The 16,680-nt window shown below is 62.9% G+C and carries 29 protein-coding genes; all 29 read right to left on the bottom strand.

Translation table 11 applies throughout. The features are described 5' to 3' along the window. Nucleotides 1-49 precede the first annotated feature (49 nt). The gene (locus ACT6SE_RS02895) at nt 50-556 is read right to left on the bottom strand and encodes a disulfide bond formation protein B (protein ID WP_005415421.1); all 507 of its coding nucleotides are present in this window, start codon (nt 554-556) and stop codon (nt 50-52) included. A 242-nt stretch (nt 557-798) separates the two neighbouring features. Further along, the gene (gene rplQ, locus ACT6SE_RS02890; protein ID WP_005408217.1) at nt 799-1,182 is read right to left on the bottom strand and encodes a 50S ribosomal protein L17; all 384 of its coding nucleotides are present in this window, start codon (nt 1,180-1,182) and stop codon (nt 799-801) included. A gap of 190 nt (nt 1,183-1,372) precedes the next feature. After that, on the bottom strand, nt 1,373-2,371 hold the full coding sequence (locus ACT6SE_RS02885; RefSeq protein WP_005408216.1) for a DNA-directed RNA polymerase subunit alpha: 999 nt from the start codon (nt 2,369-2,371) through the stop codon (nt 1,373-1,375). Between the two features lie 55 nt (nt 2,372-2,426). Next, nucleotides 2,427-3,056: a 30S ribosomal protein S4 gene (gene rpsD, locus ACT6SE_RS02880; protein ID WP_004145446.1), complete on the bottom strand. Its 630-nt coding sequence runs from the start codon at nt 3,054-3,056 to the stop codon at nt 2,427-2,429. 15 nt (nt 3,057-3,071) lie between these two features. Further along, on the bottom strand, nt 3,072-3,461 hold the full coding sequence (gene rpsK / locus ACT6SE_RS02875; RefSeq protein ID WP_004145443.1) for a 30S ribosomal protein S11: 390 nt from the start codon (nt 3,459-3,461) through the stop codon (nt 3,072-3,074). Between the two features lie 11 nt (nt 3,462-3,472). After that, on the bottom strand, nt 3,473-3,829 hold the full coding sequence (rpsM, locus tag ACT6SE_RS02870) for a 30S ribosomal protein S13 (protein WP_004154500.1): 357 nt from the start codon (nt 3,827-3,829) through the stop codon (nt 3,473-3,475). A gap of 347 nt (nt 3,830-4,176) precedes the next feature. Then, nucleotides 4,177-5,544, bottom strand: coding sequence for a preprotein translocase subunit SecY (gene secY / locus ACT6SE_RS02865; protein WP_005415420.1), 1,368 nt, complete (start codon nt 5,542-5,544; stop codon nt 4,177-4,179). Nucleotides 5,545-5,551: 7 nt separating this feature from the next. Continuing rightward, on the bottom strand, nt 5,552-5,995 hold the full coding sequence (gene rplO, locus ACT6SE_RS02860; RefSeq protein WP_004154498.1) for a 50S ribosomal protein L15: 444 nt from the start codon (nt 5,993-5,995) through the stop codon (nt 5,552-5,554). Nucleotides 5,996-6,001: 6 nt separating this feature from the next. Continuing rightward, a complete protein-coding gene (gene rpmD, locus ACT6SE_RS02855; protein ID WP_005408214.1) occupies nt 6,002-6,193 on the bottom strand; it encodes a 50S ribosomal protein L30 in 192 nt (63 codons plus the stop codon). Beyond that, nucleotides 6,186-6,728 carry a 30S ribosomal protein S5 gene (gene rpsE / locus ACT6SE_RS02850; RefSeq protein ID WP_005408213.1) on the bottom strand — a complete coding sequence of 181 codons (543 nt, stop codon included), beginning with the start codon at nt 6,726-6,728 and terminating at the stop codon, nt 6,186-6,188. The genes rpmD and rpsE overlap by 8 nt, the downstream gene beginning before the upstream one ends. 161 nt (nt 6,729-6,889) lie before the next feature. Next, entirely contained in the window at nt 6,890-7,249 is a 360-nt protein-coding gene (rplR, locus tag ACT6SE_RS02845; RefSeq protein WP_169411773.1) for a 50S ribosomal protein L18, read from the bottom strand. Nucleotides 7,250-7,329: 80 nt separating this feature from the next. Continuing rightward, complete coding sequence (gene rplF, locus ACT6SE_RS02840; protein ID WP_014646052.1) at nt 7,330-7,854, bottom strand: 50S ribosomal protein L6; 525 nt, start codon at nt 7,852-7,854, stop codon at nt 7,330-7,332. 18 nt (nt 7,855-7,872) lie between these two features. Next, nucleotides 7,873-8,271, bottom strand: a complete 399-nt coding sequence (gene rpsH / locus ACT6SE_RS02835; protein WP_005408210.1) for a 30S ribosomal protein S8 — start codon at nt 8,269-8,271, stop codon at nt 7,873-7,875. A gap of 258 nt (nt 8,272-8,529) precedes the next feature. Next, nucleotides 8,530-8,835, bottom strand: coding sequence for a 30S ribosomal protein S14 (rpsN, locus tag ACT6SE_RS02830; protein ID WP_005408209.1), 306 nt, complete (start codon nt 8,833-8,835; stop codon nt 8,530-8,532). An 18-nt stretch (nt 8,836-8,853) separates the two neighbouring features. Next, nucleotides 8,854-9,396, bottom strand: a complete 543-nt coding sequence (gene rplE / locus ACT6SE_RS02825; protein ID WP_005415416.1) for a 50S ribosomal protein L5 — start codon at nt 9,394-9,396, stop codon at nt 8,854-8,856. An 11-nt stretch (nt 9,397-9,407) separates the two neighbouring features. Further along, nucleotides 9,408-9,725, bottom strand: a complete 318-nt coding sequence (rplX, locus tag ACT6SE_RS02820; RefSeq protein WP_004154490.1) for a 50S ribosomal protein L24 — start codon at nt 9,723-9,725, stop codon at nt 9,408-9,410. 16 nt (nt 9,726-9,741) lie between these two features. Continuing rightward, complete coding sequence (rplN, locus tag ACT6SE_RS02815; protein ID WP_010483978.1) at nt 9,742-10,110, bottom strand: 50S ribosomal protein L14; 369 nt, start codon at nt 10,108-10,110, stop codon at nt 9,742-9,744. A 12-nt stretch (nt 10,111-10,122) separates the two neighbouring features. Continuing rightward, nucleotides 10,123-10,392, bottom strand: coding sequence for a 30S ribosomal protein S17 (rpsQ, locus tag ACT6SE_RS02810; RefSeq protein WP_004154489.1), 270 nt, complete (start codon nt 10,390-10,392; stop codon nt 10,123-10,125). Nucleotides 10,393-10,403: 11 nt separating this feature from the next. Further along, a complete protein-coding gene (gene rpmC, locus ACT6SE_RS02805; RefSeq protein ID WP_004154487.1) occupies nt 10,404-10,589 on the bottom strand; it encodes a 50S ribosomal protein L29 in 186 nt (61 codons plus the stop codon). Beyond that, the gene (rplP, locus tag ACT6SE_RS02800) at nt 10,589-11,002 is read right to left on the bottom strand and encodes a 50S ribosomal protein L16 (protein ID WP_004154486.1); all 414 of its coding nucleotides are present in this window, start codon (nt 11,000-11,002) and stop codon (nt 10,589-10,591) included. The genes rpmC and rplP overlap by 1 nt, the downstream gene beginning before the upstream one ends. A 5-nt stretch (nt 11,003-11,007) precedes the next feature. Continuing rightward, nucleotides 11,008-11,742 (bottom strand): 30S ribosomal protein S3, encoded by a 735-nt coding sequence (rpsC, locus tag ACT6SE_RS02795; protein ID WP_004145350.1) that lies wholly within the window; start codon nt 11,740-11,742, stop codon nt 11,008-11,010. A gap of 18 nt (nt 11,743-11,760) precedes the next feature. Beyond that, nucleotides 11,761-12,096, bottom strand: coding sequence for a 50S ribosomal protein L22 (gene rplV / locus ACT6SE_RS02790; protein ID WP_080342717.1), 336 nt, complete (start codon nt 12,094-12,096; stop codon nt 11,761-11,763). A gap of 12 nt (nt 12,097-12,108) precedes the next feature. Continuing rightward, nucleotides 12,109-12,378, bottom strand: a complete 270-nt coding sequence (gene rpsS, locus ACT6SE_RS02785; protein ID WP_005415413.1) for a 30S ribosomal protein S19 — start codon at nt 12,376-12,378, stop codon at nt 12,109-12,111. Between the two features lie 6 nt (nt 12,379-12,384). Then, complete coding sequence (gene rplB, locus ACT6SE_RS02780) at nt 12,385-13,212, bottom strand: 50S ribosomal protein L2 (RefSeq protein ID WP_004145339.1); 828 nt, start codon at nt 13,210-13,212, stop codon at nt 12,385-12,387. 10 nt (nt 13,213-13,222) lie between these two features. Then, the gene (gene rplW, locus ACT6SE_RS02775) at nt 13,223-13,522 is read right to left on the bottom strand and encodes a 50S ribosomal protein L23 (protein WP_004145338.1); all 300 of its coding nucleotides are present in this window, start codon (nt 13,520-13,522) and stop codon (nt 13,223-13,225) included. Next, nucleotides 13,519-14,124 (bottom strand): 50S ribosomal protein L4, encoded by a 606-nt coding sequence (rplD, locus tag ACT6SE_RS02770; protein WP_004145337.1) that lies wholly within the window; start codon nt 14,122-14,124, stop codon nt 13,519-13,521. The genes rplW and rplD overlap by 4 nt, the downstream gene beginning before the upstream one ends. A 12-nt stretch (nt 14,125-14,136) precedes the next feature. Then, the gene (rplC, locus tag ACT6SE_RS02765) at nt 14,137-14,787 is read right to left on the bottom strand and encodes a 50S ribosomal protein L3 (protein WP_004145336.1); all 651 of its coding nucleotides are present in this window, start codon (nt 14,785-14,787) and stop codon (nt 14,137-14,139) included. Nucleotides 14,788-14,798: 11 nt separating this feature from the next. Further along, nucleotides 14,799-15,110, bottom strand: a complete 312-nt coding sequence (gene rpsJ, locus ACT6SE_RS02760) for a 30S ribosomal protein S10 (protein WP_005408208.1) — start codon at nt 15,108-15,110, stop codon at nt 14,799-14,801. A gap of 332 nt (nt 15,111-15,442) precedes the next feature. Further along, nucleotides 15,443-16,633 carry an elongation factor Tu gene (gene tuf, locus ACT6SE_RS02755; protein ID WP_014036096.1) on the bottom strand — a complete coding sequence of 397 codons (1,191 nt, stop codon included), beginning with the start codon at nt 16,631-16,633 and terminating at the stop codon, nt 15,443-15,445. Nucleotides 16,634-16,680 lie beyond the last annotated feature (47 nt).

Here is a 16,680-nt window from a genome sequence, read left to right as displayed (position 1 = left end):
ATGGGGTCAGAGCCCTTTGCGATGCAAAGGGATCCGACCCCATCCTGCTTCAGCGCTTGACCTTGCGCAGCGACACCACCAGTGCCCACAGCGCCAGCAGCACGAACCACACGCCCGACCACATCGGCATGGTCAGGCCCAGGAACGTCCAGTCGATGTTGCCGCAGTTGCCGGTACCGGTCAGCACCGTGCGGAACACTTCCAGCGGCCCCATGGTCTCGCGCAGGAAGCTCAGCGGCGGGCCACAGGTCGCGCCCATCTCCGGCGGCAGCATCTGCACGTAGACGTGGCGCGCAGCGATGCCCACGCCGACGGCCGCCGCGATGAAGGCGAGCACGCCGTAGGTGGCGCGCCCGGGACGGTTGGACGGCCCGTGCAGCGCACCGATCAGGAACAACAGGCCCAGCGCGGCAAATGCCAGGCGCTGGAAGATGCACAGCGGGCACGGCTCCAGGCCCATCTTCAGCTGCAGGAAGATCGCGTAGCCGAGCAGGCCCGCGCAGATCAGGAAGCCCAGGAAGAACTGGGCGCGGAAGGGCCAGCGCAGTGGATTCATCGTCAACGCTCGAATGGATCAAGGCGCCAAGCGTAACCGAGAGCGCGCCCCGTTCGAACCGCCACAGGTGACGCCTGTCGGAACGGTGCGGGTCGGATCCCTTTGCGAATGCAAAGGGATCTGACCTGCGGTGCTGCCTGCTCGGGGTCAGAGCCCTTTCCTGCGGAAAGGGATCCGACCCCGGGAAACGCAAAAGCCCGGCAGGCGCCGGGCTTTCGCTGTGTCGCGTTGGAGCGGTCCGATTACTCGGCCACTTCCTCGGCCACGACCGGACGGTCAACCAGCTCGACGTAGGCCATCGGTGCGTTGTCGCCGGCGCGGAAACCGCACTTCAGCAGGCGCAGGTAGCCGCCCGGACGGTTCGCGTAGCGCGGGCCCAGGATGGTGAACAGGTTGCCCACGGCTTCGTTGTCGCGCAGGCGGGCGAAGGCCAGACGGCGGTTGGCGACCGAGTCGACCTTGGCCAGAGTGATCAGCGGCTCGGCAACGCGGCGCAGTTCCTTGGCCTTCGGCAGGGTGGTCTTGATCAGCTCGTGCTTGAACAGCGAGGCGGCCATGTTCTTGAACATCGCTTCGCGGTGCGCGCTGGTGCGGCTGAACTTACGGCCAGACTTCTGGTGACGCATGGTGATATTCCTTGGTTAATGATGCGGCTGTGTGGATCGTTGTCGCCATCCTGGCGTTACTGCGCGGACTGCGGTTGGTCCTGGCCGCCCGTCCTGGACGACCTGCCCGCGAACCTGCGGTTCGTCGTGGCATGGTGTGTTGCGTTGAAGGCTCCACCGCGAGCGGTGGAGCCTCCAGGCATTACCGATATCAGCCCAGCATGCCGTGGCTGGCGACGCCGGCCGGCGGCCAGTTCTCCAGCTTCATGCCGAGGGACAGGCCGCGCTGAGCCAGCACTTCCTTGATCTCGGTGAGCGACTTCTTGCCCAGGTTCGGGGTCTTCAGCAGCTCCACTTCGGTCTTCTGGATCAGATCGCCGATGTAGTAGATGCTTTCAGCCTTCAGGCAGTTGGCCGAACGCACGGTCAGCTCCAGATCGTCGATCGGGCGCAGCAGCACCGGATCCACGCCGTTGTTGGCCGGCTTGGCCGCACCGCGGTCGCGGTGGGTGAAGTCACCGAACACCGACAGCTGGTCGCTGAGGATGTCGGCGGCGGTGCGCACGGCTTCCTCGGCATCGATGGTGCCGTTGGTCTCGATATCGATGACCAGCTTGTCCAGGTCGGTACGCTGTTCGACACGCGCCGCTTCCACGGCGTAGGCGACACGGCGGACCGGCGAGAACGAGGCATCCAGGACCAGGCGGCCGATGGCACGGGTTTCTTCGTCCGGACGACGACGCGCGGCAGCCGGCTGGTAGCCGAAACCACGTTCGATCTTCAGACGCATGTTGATCGCCGTATCCTTGGTCAGGTGGCAGATCACATGGTCGCCGTTCAGGATCTCCACATTGTGGTCGACCTTGATGTCGGCAGCGGTGACAACGCCCGGGCCCTGCTTGGACAGGGACAGGGTGGCGCTGTCGCCGGAGTGCATACGGATGGCCACGTCCTTCAGGTTCAGCAGGACTTCGAGCACGTCCTCCTGCAGACCTTCGACCGTGGTGTACTCATGCAACACGCCGTCGATTTCGACTTCCGTGATGGCGAAGCCCGGGATGGACGACAGCAGCACGCGACGCAGGGCATTACCCAGCGTATGCCCGTAACCCCGCTCCAAAGGTTCGATAACGACCTTTGCACGGGTGTCGGTAAGGCGTTCGATCTGCGGACCGCGAGGACGCAGAACCTGGTTGGCGGTAACCGTCATGTTGCGGGTTCTCCTAGTGAACCCCCGGCCGTCGCCGGGGGCTCTCCAATGTGAATTACTTCGAATACAGCTCGACGATCAGCGCTTCGTTGATGTCCGCAGGCAGATCCGAACGATCCGGAACAGCCTTGAAGATGCCGGTGAACTTGCCGGAATCCACTTCAACCCACGACGGGCTCAGGTCATGCTGGGCGGCGACGGTCAGGGCTTCCTGGACGCGCAGCTGCTTGGCAGCCTTTTCAGACAGGGCGATGGCGTCGCCAGCCTTGACCTGGTACGAAGCCAGGTTGACCGACTTGCCATTCACGGTGACGCCGCGGTGCGACACCAGCTGACGGGCAGCCGGACGGGTCACGGCGAAGCCCATGCGGTAGACGACGTTGTCCAGGCGGGTTTCCAACAGCTGCAGCAGGTTCTCGCCGGTGTTGCCCTTCTTGGTCGAGGCCTTCTTGTAGTAGTTGCGGAACTGACGCTCCAGCAGGCCGTAGATACGCTTGACCTTCTGCTTTTCACGCAGCTGGGTGGCGTAGTCGGACAGCTTGCCCTTGCGGGCAGTGGCGCCGTGCTGGCCGGGCTTCTGCTCCAGCTTGCACTTCGAGTCCAGCGCACGCGCCGGGCTCTTCAGGGACAGGTCGGCGCCTTCGCGGCGGGCGAGCTTACAGGTAGGACCGATATAACGAGCCATTTCTTATCGCTCCCTTTAGACGCGACGCTTCTTCGGCGGACGGCACCCGTTGTGCGGGATAGGCGTCACGTCGATGATGTTGGTGATCTTGTAGCCGACGTTGTTCAACGAACGCACGGCCGACTCACGGCCCGGACCCGGGCCCTTGATGCGGACTTCCAGCGACTTCACGCCGTAGTCCAGCGCAGCACGACCGGCCTTTTCAGCAGCCACCTGGGCAGCGAACGGGGTCGACTTGCGCGAACCGCGGAAGCCAGCGCCACCGGAGGTCGCCCACGACAGAGCATTGCCCTGGCGGTCGGTGATGGTGACGATGGTGTTGTTGAACGAAGCGTGGACGTGGGCAACGCCGTCGGTGACGACGCGCTTGATCTTCTTCTTGGTCTTAGCAGCGGGCTTAGCCATTTCTCAGTCCCTTACTTCTTGATCGCCTTGCGCGGACCCTTGCGGGTGCGGGCGTTGGTACGGGTGCGCTGGCCACGCAGCGGGAGGCCACGACGGTGACGCAGGCCGCGGTAGCAGCCCAGGTCCATCAGGCGCTTGATCGCGATACCGATTTCACGGCGCAGATCGCCTTCCACGATGTACTTGCCGACTTCGGCGCGCAGGCGCTCGATTTCCGGCTCCGACAGATCGCGGATCTTGGTGGTCGAAGCAACGCCTGCGACTTCGCAGACCTTCTTCGAACGGGTACGGCCGATGCCGTAAATGCTTTGCAACCCGACCCAGACATGCTTCTGGGCTGGCAGGTTGACGCCTGCAATACGCGCCATGACGCGGTTCTCCAGCTGAGTGATGGCCGACAGCGCGCCTCGGGCACGCCAATCCGGCAGGATGGATCAAAAAAGTGAACTAGCGATACTAACAAGGTTCCGGTTTACATGGAAGGCCGTGAAACCATTGGTTTCATGAACCCGGCCTGGGGAGTGTGCCCAGGCTCCGGCGCCGGATGGGGTTGGACCTGGGGTTTCCCCCGGGGCCGCCCGCGCTACTCCAGCGCGGGACCACCTCATCACACCCCCACCCGGAACCGCTGCGGGGGCCGCCCTTCGTTTGTGTGGCCGGAGTCCGCGAAGCGGAGGGACCATCACGTCAGGAAGACGAAAGTATAACAGGCCTATCAGCCGCGGGCAAAACCGCCGCGGTTGCCACCCTTCAGGTTGGCCTTCTTCAGCAGGCTCTCGTACTGGTGGGACATCAGGTGCGCCTGCACCTGGGCGATGAAGTCCATCACCACCACCACCACGATCAGCAGCGAAGTACCACCGAAGTAGAACGAGGCGTTCAGCTGCGTGCGCATCAGTTCCGGCAGCAGGCAGACGATCACCAGGTACGCCGAGCCGGCCGCGGTCAGGCGGGTCAGCACGCCGTCGATGTAGTCGGCGGTCGCCTTGCCCGGACGGATGCCCGGAATCAGCGCACCGGACTTCTTCAGGTTGTCGGCGGTTTCCTGCGAGTTGAACACCAGCGCGGTATAGAAGAACGCGAAACCGGTGATCAGCGCAGCGAACACGATCATGTGCAGCGGCTCGCCCGGGCCCAGGGCGTTGGCGACCTTCTGCAGGACCTGGCCGAAGCTGCTCTGGTTGGCGGCCTGGCCGGACCACATGGCCAGGGTGGCCGGGAAGGCCAGCAGGCTCGAGGCAAAGATCGCCGGGATGACGCCGGCCATGTTGAGCTTCAGCGGCAGGAACGAGGTCTGGTTCATGTACGCGTTGCGACCACCCTGGCGGCGCGCGTAATTGACCGTGATCCGGCGCTGGCCACGCTCGACGAACACCACGAAGAAGGTGAAGGCGAGCACGACAATGGCGATCAGCAGCAGCTGGATGAACTGGATGTTGCCGTCGCGGTAGGCATCGAAGGTGTGGATGACCGCACCCGGCAGGCCCGCCACGATACCGGCGAAGATGATCAGCGACACGCCGTTGCCGATGCCGCGCTCGGTGACCTGCTCACCGACCCACATCAGGAACATGGTGCCGGCGGTCAGTGCGACCACGGCAGTGAGCACGAAGCCCATGCCCGGCGCATACACGACCGGAGCGCCCGACGGCGAGACCTGGCCCTGCAGGGCCAGCGCGATCGAGCCGCCCTGCACCACTGCCAGCAGCACGGCGCCGATGCGCGAATACTGGGTGATCTTGCGGCGGCCGGACTCACCTTCCTTCTGCATCGCCTTCAGGGCGGGGAAGATGTGCACGGCCAGCTGCATCACGATCGATGCCGAGATGTACGGCATCACGTTCAGCGCGAAGATGCTGAAACGGTGCAGGGCGCCGCCCGAGAACATGTTGAACATGTCCACGATGCCGCCGCCCTGCTGTTGCATCATGGCAAGCATGGCATCGGGATTGACGCCCGGCACCGGCACGTAGCAGCCGATGCGATAGACGATCAAAGCCCCGACGACGAACAGCAAACGTTGGCGAAGTTCAGTGAACTTGCCCATTCCGCCCGCGAGGTTACCGATGCCAGCTTGCGCCATGATTTTCTTACTCCGTTACGCTGCCGCCGGCAGCTTCGATTGCAGCCTTGGCACCCGCCGTGGCAGCAATACCCTTCAGGGTGAACGCCTTGGTCACTTCGCCCTTGACGACGACCTTGGCCTTCTTTGCGGTGCTCGGGACCAGCTTGGCAGCACGCAGGGCGGCGAAATCGATCTCACCGGCCGGCAGCTTGTCCAGCGCGTACAGCAGCACTTCAGCGGTGTCCTTGGCGATCGGCGAACGGAAGCCGATCTTCGGCAGACGACGCTGCATGGGGGTCTGGCCGCCTTCGAAGCCAGCCTTGATCTTGCCGCCACCCTTACGGGCGAACGAACCCTTGTGGCCGCGGCCGGCAGTCTTGCCCAGGCCCGAGCCGATACCGCGGCCGACGCGGGTGCGCTCGGTGCGGGCGCCCGGTGCCGGGCTCAGTTCATTGAGACGCAGAGTCATGGTCGATTACTCCTCAACCTGGACGAGGTACTGAACCTTGTTGATCAGGCCGCGTACCTGCGGGCTGTCCTTCAGTTCACGCACATCGTTGAGCTTGTTCAGGCCCAGGGCACGCACCGACAGGCGGTGACGCGACTGGGTACCACGCAGGCCACGCACCAGGCGGACCTTCACAGTCTTGTTGGACTCATTAGCCATGGTTGAGTTCCTCCACCTTCTTGCCGCGCTTGGCCGCGATGCGAGCCGGCGACTGCGCAGCAGACAGGCCCTTCACGGTGGCACGCACCAGGTTGATCGGGTTACGCGAACCGGTGGCCTTGGCCAGCACGTTCTTCACGCCAACGGCTTCCAGCACGGCGCGCATGGCACCGCCGGCGATCACGCCGGTACCTTCCGAAGCCGGCTGCATGAACACGCGGGCTGCGCCGTGACCATCCTTGATGGTGTGCCACAGGGTGCCGTTGTTCAGGTCAACGCTGACCAGGTTCTTGCGGGCCTGCTCCATCGACTTCTGGATGGCGACCGGCACTTCGCGGGCCTTGCCATAGCCGAAACCGACCTTGCCTTCGCCGTCGCCGACAACGGTCAGGGCGGTGAAGGTGAACTGGCGGCCACCCTTGACGGTCTTGCTGACGCGGTTGACCGCGACCAGCTTTTCGATCATGCCGTCGTCGATCTTCTCTTCGCGGTTACGGTCGCGATCGCGACCCCGCTGCTGACGCTCTTCTGCCATGTTGATTCCTTGGTTGTTTGGGTATGTACGGCTCGAGGCCGCTTATGGTTGTGGAGTGACGCGTTGTTCCGGTGGGCCACTGCAGAAGAGCGGCGCCGTCCAGCCTCGCTCAGGCTGGCGAGCAGGCAGGCAGGAGGCCATCGGCCCCCTGCCCTTGTCCCTTAGAACTGCAGGCCGGCTTCGCGGGCCGCTTCTGCCAGGGCCTTGATGCGGCCGTGGTAGCGGTAGCCCGAACGATCGAAGGCAACCTTCTCGACGCCGGCGGCCTTGGCGCGCTCGGCGACGATGCGGCCAACCTTGGCAGCGGCATCGGCGTTCTTGCCGTTCTTCAGGCCTTCCTTGACGTCGGTCTGGGTGGTGTTGGCGGCAGCCAGCACCTTCGAACCGTCAGCGGTGAAGACCTGGGCGTACAGGTGCTGGCCGGTGCGCAGCACCGACAGGCGGGCGACGCCGAGCTCACGGATGTGGGCGCGGGTCGACTTGGCGCGACGCAGGCGGGCGATGTTCTTGTTCATTTTGATTATTCCTTGAAAGCTGAAGGATGGGCTTCTCCCTGAGGAGTCCGCACATGGATGTGCGGGCTCTTGCGAGGGAATCGCACTTACGCCTTCTTGGCTTCCTTACGGATGATGACTTCGTCGGAGTACTTCACGCCCTTGCCCTTGTACGGCTCCGGCTTGCGGAACGCACGGATCTTGGCGGCGACTTCACCGACGACCTGCTTGTCAGCGCCCTGGACCAGGATCTCGGTCTGGGTCGGGGTGGTGATGGTGATGCCTTCCGGCGCCACGAACACGACCGGGTGCGAGAAGCCCAGCGACAGGCTCAGGTCCTTGCCCTGCATGGCAGCGCGGTAACCCACGCCAACCAGCTCCAGCTTGCGCTCGAAGCCTTCGGACACGCCCTTGACCATGTTGGACAGGATCGCACGCACGGTGCCGGTCAGTGCGACCAGCTCGGCGTTCTCGGTGCTCAGGGTGGCAACGCCATTGTCGACGTTGATGGCAATGCCGGCCGGCTTGGCCAGCGACAGGGTGCCCTTCGGGCCCTTGGCGGTGACGCTGTCCGACTGGACGTTCAGTTCAACCTTACCCAGGGTGATCGGCTTCTTGGCTACGCGGGACATAGTTCTACTCCTTTCGCCTTAGGCCACGAAGCACAGGACTTCGCCGCCGACGCCCAGCTGGCGCGCCTGCGCATCAGTCATGATGCCCTTGGAGGTGGAAATGATGGAGATACCCAGGCCGTTCATGACCTTCGGCAGCTCGCTCTTGCCGCGGTACTGGCGCAGGCCCGAACGCGAGAAGCGCTTCAGGGTCGCGATGACCGGCTTGCCTTCGAAATACTTCAGCACGATTTCCAGCTCGGACTTGTTGTTTTCCAGCTGGGTCACGCGCAGGTCGGTGATGTAACCCTCGTCCTTCAGGACCTGGGCGATCGCAACCTTGATCTTGGACGACGGGGCTTTCACCGTCTGCTTGCCAACTGCGGCCGCATTCTTGATGCGGACCAGCAGGTCGGCGATGGGATCAGTCATGCTCATATGAGTACCTTTGAGTGCACCGATATCCGCTTTCGCGAAAATCTGTTGTCTCCTGGAAACGGGCCAGGTCCCTTGATGCAGCGGGCCGGGGCCCACTCCTACAACCCCGTCTGCACAGGGCAAGACGCGGGAGTATACGCCAAAAGAGCCCGACTTGCGTCGGGCTCTTCGGGTTTTTTCGCAGAAAGGAAGCTGAACAGCCCCCTCCCCCGGTTCAGCACCCCCGCAAGGGGGTGCTGAGCGCAGGGCCGGCTGGGATTACCAGCTGGCCTTGCGCAGGCCCGGGACGTCGCCACGCATGGTGGCTTCGCGCAGCTTGTTGCGGCCGAGGCCGAACTTGCTGTACACGCCACGCGGACGACCCGACAGCTCGCAACGGTTGCGCTGACGGCTCGGCGACGAATCGCGCGGCAGCTTGGCCAGCTTGGTTGCGGCGTCGATCTTCTCTTCGTAGGTCGCGTCCACGGAGGACACGATCTTCTTCAGAGCCGCACGCTTCTCAGCGTACTTCTTGGCCAGCTTTTCCCGCTTGATGTCGCGGTTGACCATGGAGGTCTTTGCCATTTCGGTTTCCTCGACAGATCAGTTACGGAACGGGAACTTGAACGCTGCCAGCAGCGCCTTCGCTTCCGCGTCGGTCTTCGCAGTGGTGGTGATGGCGATATCCATACCGCGGATCGCGTCGACGGCGTCGAAGTCGATTTCCGGGAAGATGATCTGTTCCTTCACACCCATGTTGAAGTTGCCGCGGCCGTCGAAGGAACGACCGGAAACACCACGGAAGTCGCGCACGCGCGGCAGCGAGATGTTGATCAGGCGGTCCAGGAACTCGTACATCTTGTGGCGACGCAGCGTGGTCTTGCAGCCGATCGGCCAACCATCACGGATCTTGAACGACGCAACCGAGATACGCGACTTGGTGACAACCGGCTTCTGGCCGGAAATCTTGGTCATGTCCGCGACGGCGTTTTCCAGGATCTTCTTGTTGGTGGCAGCCTCGCCGACACCCATGTTCAGGGTGACCTTGACGAGCTTCGGTACTTCCATCGGATTGGTGTAGCCGAACTGCTTCATCAGCGCCGGCACCACTTCTTCCTTGTAGATCTTTTCGAGACGGGAAGTCATCTTCACATTCCTCAGGCGTCGAGCGCCTCACCGCTGGAGCGGAACACACGCAGTTTGCGTCCATCCTCCAGCACCTTGAAGCCAACGCGTTCGCCCTTGCCCGAAGCCGGGTTCAGCACGTTCACGTTGGAGATATGGATCGAAGCTTCGCGCTCGACCACGCCGCCGGCAACACCTGCCTGCGGGTTCGGCTTGGTGTGGCGCTTGACGATGTTCACGTTGGCGACGACCACACGGTCGCCGTCGACGCGGACGACTTCGCCCTGCTTGCCCTTGTCCTTGCCAGCGTTGACGACAACCTGGTCGCCCTTCTTGATACGGTTAGCCATGATTATCTCCTGTCGCTCACAGCACTTCGGGAGCGAGCGAGACGATCTTCATGAACTTCTCCGAACGAAGTTCACGGGTCACCGGCCCGAAGATACGGGTACCGATCGGCTCCTGCTTGTTGTTCAGCAGGACGGCAGCGTTGCCGTCGAAGCGGATCAGCGAACCGTCGGCGCGACGCACACCCTTGCGGGTACGCACCACGACGGCGTCATACACTTCACCCTTCTTGACCTTGCCGCGCGGAATCGCATCCTTCACGGTGACCTTGATGATGTCGCCGATGCCGGCGTAACGGCGCTTGGAACCACCCAGCACCTTGAAGCACATCACCTGCTTGGCACCCGAATTGTCCGCGACGTCAAGGTAGCTCTGCATCTGGATCATGATTCAGACTCCTTATTCAGCCGCACGCGTGATGACTTCCACCACGCGCCAGTTCTTGGTCTTGGACATCGGAGCAATCTCGGTCACGCGGACGACATCGCCTTCCTTGCAGGCGTTGTCGGCATCGTGGGCGTGCAGCTTGGTCGAGCGCTTGATGTACTTGCCGTACAGCGCGTGCTTGACCTGACGCTCAACCAGGACGGTAACCGTCTTGTCCATCTTGTTGCTGACGACACGGCCTTCGACCGTGCGCAGCGTCTTCTTTTCAGTATTGTCGCTCATAGCGGCCATCCTTACTTCGTGCTGCCGAGCAGGGTCTTGACGCGAGCAATCTCGCGACGGACCCGGCGAATGTCGTGGGTCTTCGGCAGCTGGCCGGTGACCTGCTGCATACGGACAGAGAACTGTTCCTTACGCAGGTCGATCAGGTGGGCCTTGAGTTCGTCAGCCGACTTTTCACGGAGAGTTTTGATATCCATCAGCGCACCGTACGGGTCACGAAAGTGGTGGTGACCGAGAGCTTGGCGGCGGCCAGGCGGAACGCCTCGCGAGCCACTTCCTCGGAAACACCCTCGATTTCATAGATCATGCGGCCGGGCTGGATCTGGGCCACCCAGTATTCCACGTTACCCTTACCCGAACCCATTCGAACTTCGATGGGCTTCTTGGTGATGGGCTTGTCGGGGAACACGCGGATCCACATCTTGCCGCCGCGCTTGACGTAGCGGCTGATCGAGCGGCGGGCCGCTTCGATCTGACGCGCGGTCAGCTGACCGTGTGCGGTTGCCTTCAGGCCGTATTCGCCGAAGCTGACAGCGTTGGCGCTCCAGCTCAGGCCATCGTTACGGCCCTTGTGTACCTTGCGGTACTTGGTTCGCTTGGGTTGCAACATTGTCGTTACCTCGCTTCACGGGCCGGGCGCTGACGGTCACCACGGTCGCCGCGATCGTGACGATCGTTGCGCGACGGGGTGTCGTCCTGCTTTTCCTGGCCAACCTGGGAGAAATCGAAGACCTCGCCCTTGTAGATCCAGACCTTGATGCCGATGATGCCGTAGGTCGTCTTGGCTTCAGCGAAGCCATAGTCGATGTCGGCACGCAGGGTGTGCAGCGGCACGCGGCCTTCGCGGTACCACTCCGAACGGGCGATTTCAGCACCGTTGAGGCGGCCACCAACGTTGACCTTGATGCCCAGGGCACCCAGGCGCATCGCGTTGCCGACCGAGCGCTTCATTGCACGGCGGAACATGATGCGACGCTCCAGCTGCTGGGCGATCGACTCGGCAACGAGCTGCGCGTCCAGTTCCGGCTTGCGCACTTCGGTGACGTTGATGTGCGCCGGGACGCCCATCATCTCGCTCACTTCCTTGCGCAGCTTCTCGATGTCCTCACCGCGCTTGCCGATCACCACGCCCGGACGGGCGGTGTGGATCGTCACGCGAGCGGTCTTGGCCGGACGCTCGATCAGGATCTTGCTGATGCCGGCCTGGGCCAGCTTCTTGCGCAGCATTTCGCGCACTTTCAGGTCGGCTGCCAGGTAACCGGCGAACTCGGCCTTGTTGGCGTACCACTTGGAGTTCCAGTCCTTGGAAATGCCGAGGCGGATACCAATCGGATGAACTTTATGACCCATGGTCTTTTCCTTATCCGCTTACTTGGCGGCGCCCACAACCACAGTGATGTGGCTGGTGCGCTTGAGGATGCGGGTACCGCGGCCTTTCGCCCGCGCCATGAAACGCTTCAGGGTCGGACCTTCATCAACCATGATGGCCTGAACCTTCAGCTCGTCGACGTCGGCGCCCTGGTTGTTCTCGGCGTTGGCAATTGCCGACTCCACCACCTTCTTGATCAGGTGGGCAGCCTTCTTGTCCGAGAACTTCAGCAGGTTGACCGCACGTTCGGCCGGCAGACCGCGCACCTGGTCAGCGACCAGACGAGCCTTCTGCGGGGAGATGCGCGCAGTGCGCAGGATGGCTTTCGCTTCCATTGTCATCTCTCCTTACTTGCCCGACTTCTTGTCACCACCGTGACCCTTGAAGGTCCGGGTGATGGCAAATTCGCCGAGCTTGTGGCCGACCATGTTCTCGTTGACGAGAACCGGGATGTGGTTCTTGCCGTTATGCACGGCAATGGTGATGCCTACCATGTCAGGCAGGATCATCGAACGGCGCGACCAGGTCTTGATCGGCTTCTTGCTGCCCGCAGCGGCCTCCACCTTCTTGACGAGGTGGTGATCGACGAACGGGCCCTTCTTGAGTGAACGTGCCATGGTCGATTAGCCCCTACGATCGCGGACGATGAACTGCTGAGTGCGCTTGTTATGGCGCGTCTTGTAACCCTTGGTCGGAACACCCCACGGGGTGACCGGATGCGGGTTACCCTGGCCGGCCTTGGCCTCACCACCACCGTGCGGGTGGTCAACCGGGTTCATGGCAGCACCACGAACGGTCGGGCGGACGCCGCGCCAACGCTTGGCACCGGCCTTGCCCAGCTTTTCCAGGCTGTGCTCGTCGTTGCCGACTTCGCCGATGGTGGCGCAGCACTCGACCGGAACCTTGCGCATTTCACCCGAGCGCAGGCGCAGGGTGGCGTAGATGCCTTCGCGAGCCACCAGCTGCACGGCCGCACCAGCGGCGCGAGCGATCTGAGCGCCCTTGCCCGGCTTCAGCTCGATGCAGTGGATGGTGGTGCCGACCGGGATGTTGCGCAGCGGCAGGGTGTTGCCGGCCTTGATCGGGGCGTCCGAACCAGCGATCACCTGATCACCGGCCTTCAGGCCCTTCGGGGCGATGATGTAGCGACGCTCACCATCGACGTAGCACAGCAGGGCGATGTGGGCGGTGCGGTTCGGATCGTATTCGATGCGTTCCACGCGCGCCGGGATGCCCAGCTTGTTGCGCTTGAAGTCGATGATGCGGTAGTGCTGCTTGGCACCACCACCGACGTGACGCACGGTGATGCGGCCGTGGTGGTTGCGGCCACCCGAGCGGCTCTGCGACTCGACCAGTGCGGCGTGCGGAGCACCCTTGTGCAGGTCGGGCGTAACCACGCGCACGGCCGAACGGCGGCCGGGGGAAGTGGGCTTGAATTTCATCAATGGCATGGGATGTACCTCAGGCCTTGGCCGTTACATCGATCGACTGGCCGTCGGCCAGGCGAACGTACGCCTTGCGCCAATCGCCGCGGCGGCCAGCACGGTTACGGAAGGACTTGTTCTTGCCCTTGACGTTGACCACGTTGACGGCTTCGACCTTGACGTCGAACAGCTGCTCAACCGCGGCCTTTACATCGGCCTTGGTGGCTTCGTTCGAAACTTCGAAGACATACTGGTTGGAGAGTTCCTGCAGGCGCGCGGTCTTTTCGGAGACACGCGGGGCACGCAGCACGCTGAAGATTTTTTCGTTGCTGTTCATGCCAGCCACTCCTCGACCTTCTTGACCGCGTCAGCGGTGATGACGACCGTGTCGGCACCCACCAGCGAGACCGGATCCAGACCCTGGACGTCACGCACCTGCACGTACGGCAGATTGCGGGCGGACAGGTACAGGTGCTCGGACGCTTCTTCGGTGACGATCAGCGGGCGCTTGCCCACTTCCAGGCCGGCCAGCTTGGCGATCAGACCCTTCGTGTTGGTCACTTCGACATCGAAGGACTCCACGATGGTCAGACGGCCCTGACGGTTCAGCTCGGACAGGATCGCGCACATGGCGGCACGGTACTGCTTACGATTGACCTTCTGCTCGAAGCTGCGCGGCTTGGCCGCGAAGGTGACACCGCCGCCGACGAAGATCGGAGCCGTCAGTGCGCCATGACGCGCGCCGCCGCCCTTCTGCTTCTTCGACTTCTTGGTGGTACCAGCCACTTCGGAGCGAGTCTTCTGTGCCTTGGTGCCGGCGCGACCGGCGTTGCGGTAGGCAACGACGACCTGGTGGACCAGATCTTCGCTGAAATCGCGACCGAACACGGCGTCGGAGACCGAGACCTTGTTGTTGCTACCCGTGATAACGAGTTCCATCGTCATCTCTCCTTATGCCTTGCTCGCCGGACGGACGATCACATCGCCACCCGCCGCGCCCGGAACGGCGCCGCGAACGGCGATCAGACCGCGCTCGACGTCGACCTTGACCACTTCCAGGTTCTGGGTGCTCTGCTGCACCGCGCCCATGTGGCCCGACATCTTCTTGCCCGGGAAAACGCGACCCGGGGTCTGGCGCTGACCCAGCGAACCCGGCGCGCGATGCGACAGCGAGTTACCGTGGGTTGCATCGCCCATACGGAAGTTGTGGCGCTTGATGGTGCCCTGGAAGCCCTTACCCTTGGTGACACCCTGGACGTCGACGATCTGGCCGACTTCGAAGATGTCCGCCTTGACTTCGCCGCCAACGGCGAAATCGCCGAGCTGCGCGTCTTCAACGCGGAATTCCCACAGGCCACGACCCGCTTCCACCTTCGCCTTGGCGAAGTGGCCGGCTTCCGGCTTGTTGACCAGGGCAGCGCGACGCGCGCCGACGGTCACCTGCACGGCGCTGTAGCCGTCGGTTTCGACGGTCTTGATCTGCGCGATGCGGTTCGGGGTTGCTTCGATCAGGGTCACCGGGATGGAACGGCCATCTTCGGTGAACACGCGGCTCATGCCGGCCTTGCGGCCCACGAAGCCCAACGAATACTTCTTCGTCATGGTCGTAGTCCTCAGGTCAGCTTGATCTGAACGTCGACGCCGGCAGCCAGTTCGAGCTTCATCAGCGCGTCCACGGTCTTGTCATTCGGGTCAACGATATCGAGCACGCGCTTGTGCGTGCGGGTCTCGTACTGGTCACGCGCGTCCTTGTCGACGTGCGGGGAGACGAGAACGGTGTAACGCTCGATCTTGGTCGGCAGCGGGATCGGGCCACGCACTTGCGCGCCGGTCCGCTTTGCCGTTTCAACGATCTCGCTGGCCGAACGGTCGATCAGACGATGATCGAACGCTTTCAGCCGGATCCGGATCTTTTGGTCCGCCATGGCGGTAGGTTCCTTCGTTAAAAGAGCGACAGACAAAGCCTCTGGGTTGCTTTGCCCCATGAAATTCCTGAATACGGACGGCCCGCAGCCCTGCAGGCCGACAAGGTCACTCCATGGACCTCAAAAACGTAGGCAGACCAGTTTCCCGGCGTGCCCAGACGTAGAAGCATAATGGCACGCAAGGCAGCTGTCAACAGTCGCCTGTTGACGCCGCCTGAATGGCATTGACCCTTCCTGGTCCGGGGAACACAAGGCACATCCTGTGCCTGCTTTCCCATTTGATACGCCCCGATGCCCTACCCAGGCAACATCGGGGCGCAGATACTACCAGATTACTCGATGATCTTCGAGACCACGCCGGCGCCGACGGTACGGCCGCCTTCGCGGATGGCGAAGCGCAGGCCTTCGTCCATTGCCACCGGGTTGATCAGGGTGACGACCATCTTGACGTTGTCACCCGGCATCACCATTTCGACGCCTTCCGGCAGCGCAGCTGCGCCGGTGATGTCGGTGGTGCGGAAGTAGAACTGCGGACGGTAGCCGTTGAAGAACGGGGTGTGGCGGCCGCCTTCGTCCTTCGACAGGACGTACACTTCGCCTTCGAACTTGGTGTGCGGCTTGATCGTGCCCGGCTTGGCCAGCACCTGGCCACGCTCGACGTCGTCACGCTTGGTGCCGCGCAGCAGCAGGCCAGCGTTGTCGCCTGCCTGACCCTGGTCCAGCAGCTTGCGGAACATTTCAACGCCGGTCACGGTGGTCTTCTGCACCGGACGGATGCCGACGATTTCGATTTCGTCGCCAACCTTGATCACGCCGCGCTCGATACGACCGGTCACCACGGTGCCGCGGCCCGAGATCGAGAACACGTCTTCCACCGGCATCAGGAACGGCTTGTCGATCGCACGCTCCGGCTCCGGAATCCAGCTGTCCAGCGCGTCGACCAGCTTCAGGATGGCCGGCACGCCGATGTCGCTCTGGTCGCCTTCCAGCGCCAGACGGGCCGAACCGGCGATGATCGGGGTGTCGTCGCCCGGGAACTCGTACTTGCTCAGCAGTTCGCGCACTTCCATCTCGACCAGCTCGAGCAGCTCGGCGTCGTCGACCATGTCGGCCTTGTTCAGGAACACGACGATGTACGGCACGCCGACCTGGCGCGACAGCAGGATGTGCTCACGGGTCTGCGGCATCGGGCCGTCAGCGGCCGAGCACACCAGGATCGCGCCGTCCATCTGGGCGGCACCGGTGATCATGTTCTTGACGTAGTCAGCGTGGCCCGGGCAGTCAACGTGGGCGTAGTGACGGATCGGGGATTCGTATTCGACGTGCGCGGTCGAGATCGTGATACCACGAGCCTTTTCTTCCGGCGCGGCGTCGATCGAGGAGTAATCCTTGAACTCGCCACCGAAGCGCTCGGCACCGATCTTGGTCAGTGCGGCGGTCAGCGTGGTCTTGCCGTGATCGACGTGACCGATGGTGCCGACGTTGACGTGCGGCTTGGTGCGCTCGAACTTACCCTTTGCCATTGTTCTATACCTTGATTGTTCGTAAGTGGTTTCAAGAGAGGCTGAGC

It is taken from the genome of Stenotrophomonas sp. LC732 (assembly GCF_052446685.1).
Classification (GTDB): domain Bacteria; phylum Pseudomonadota; class Gammaproteobacteria; order Xanthomonadales; family Xanthomonadaceae; genus Stenotrophomonas; species Stenotrophomonas muris.
The sequence above is the reverse complement of the archived record's forward strand: the minus strand, read 5'-3'. Positions and strand labels throughout refer to the sequence as shown.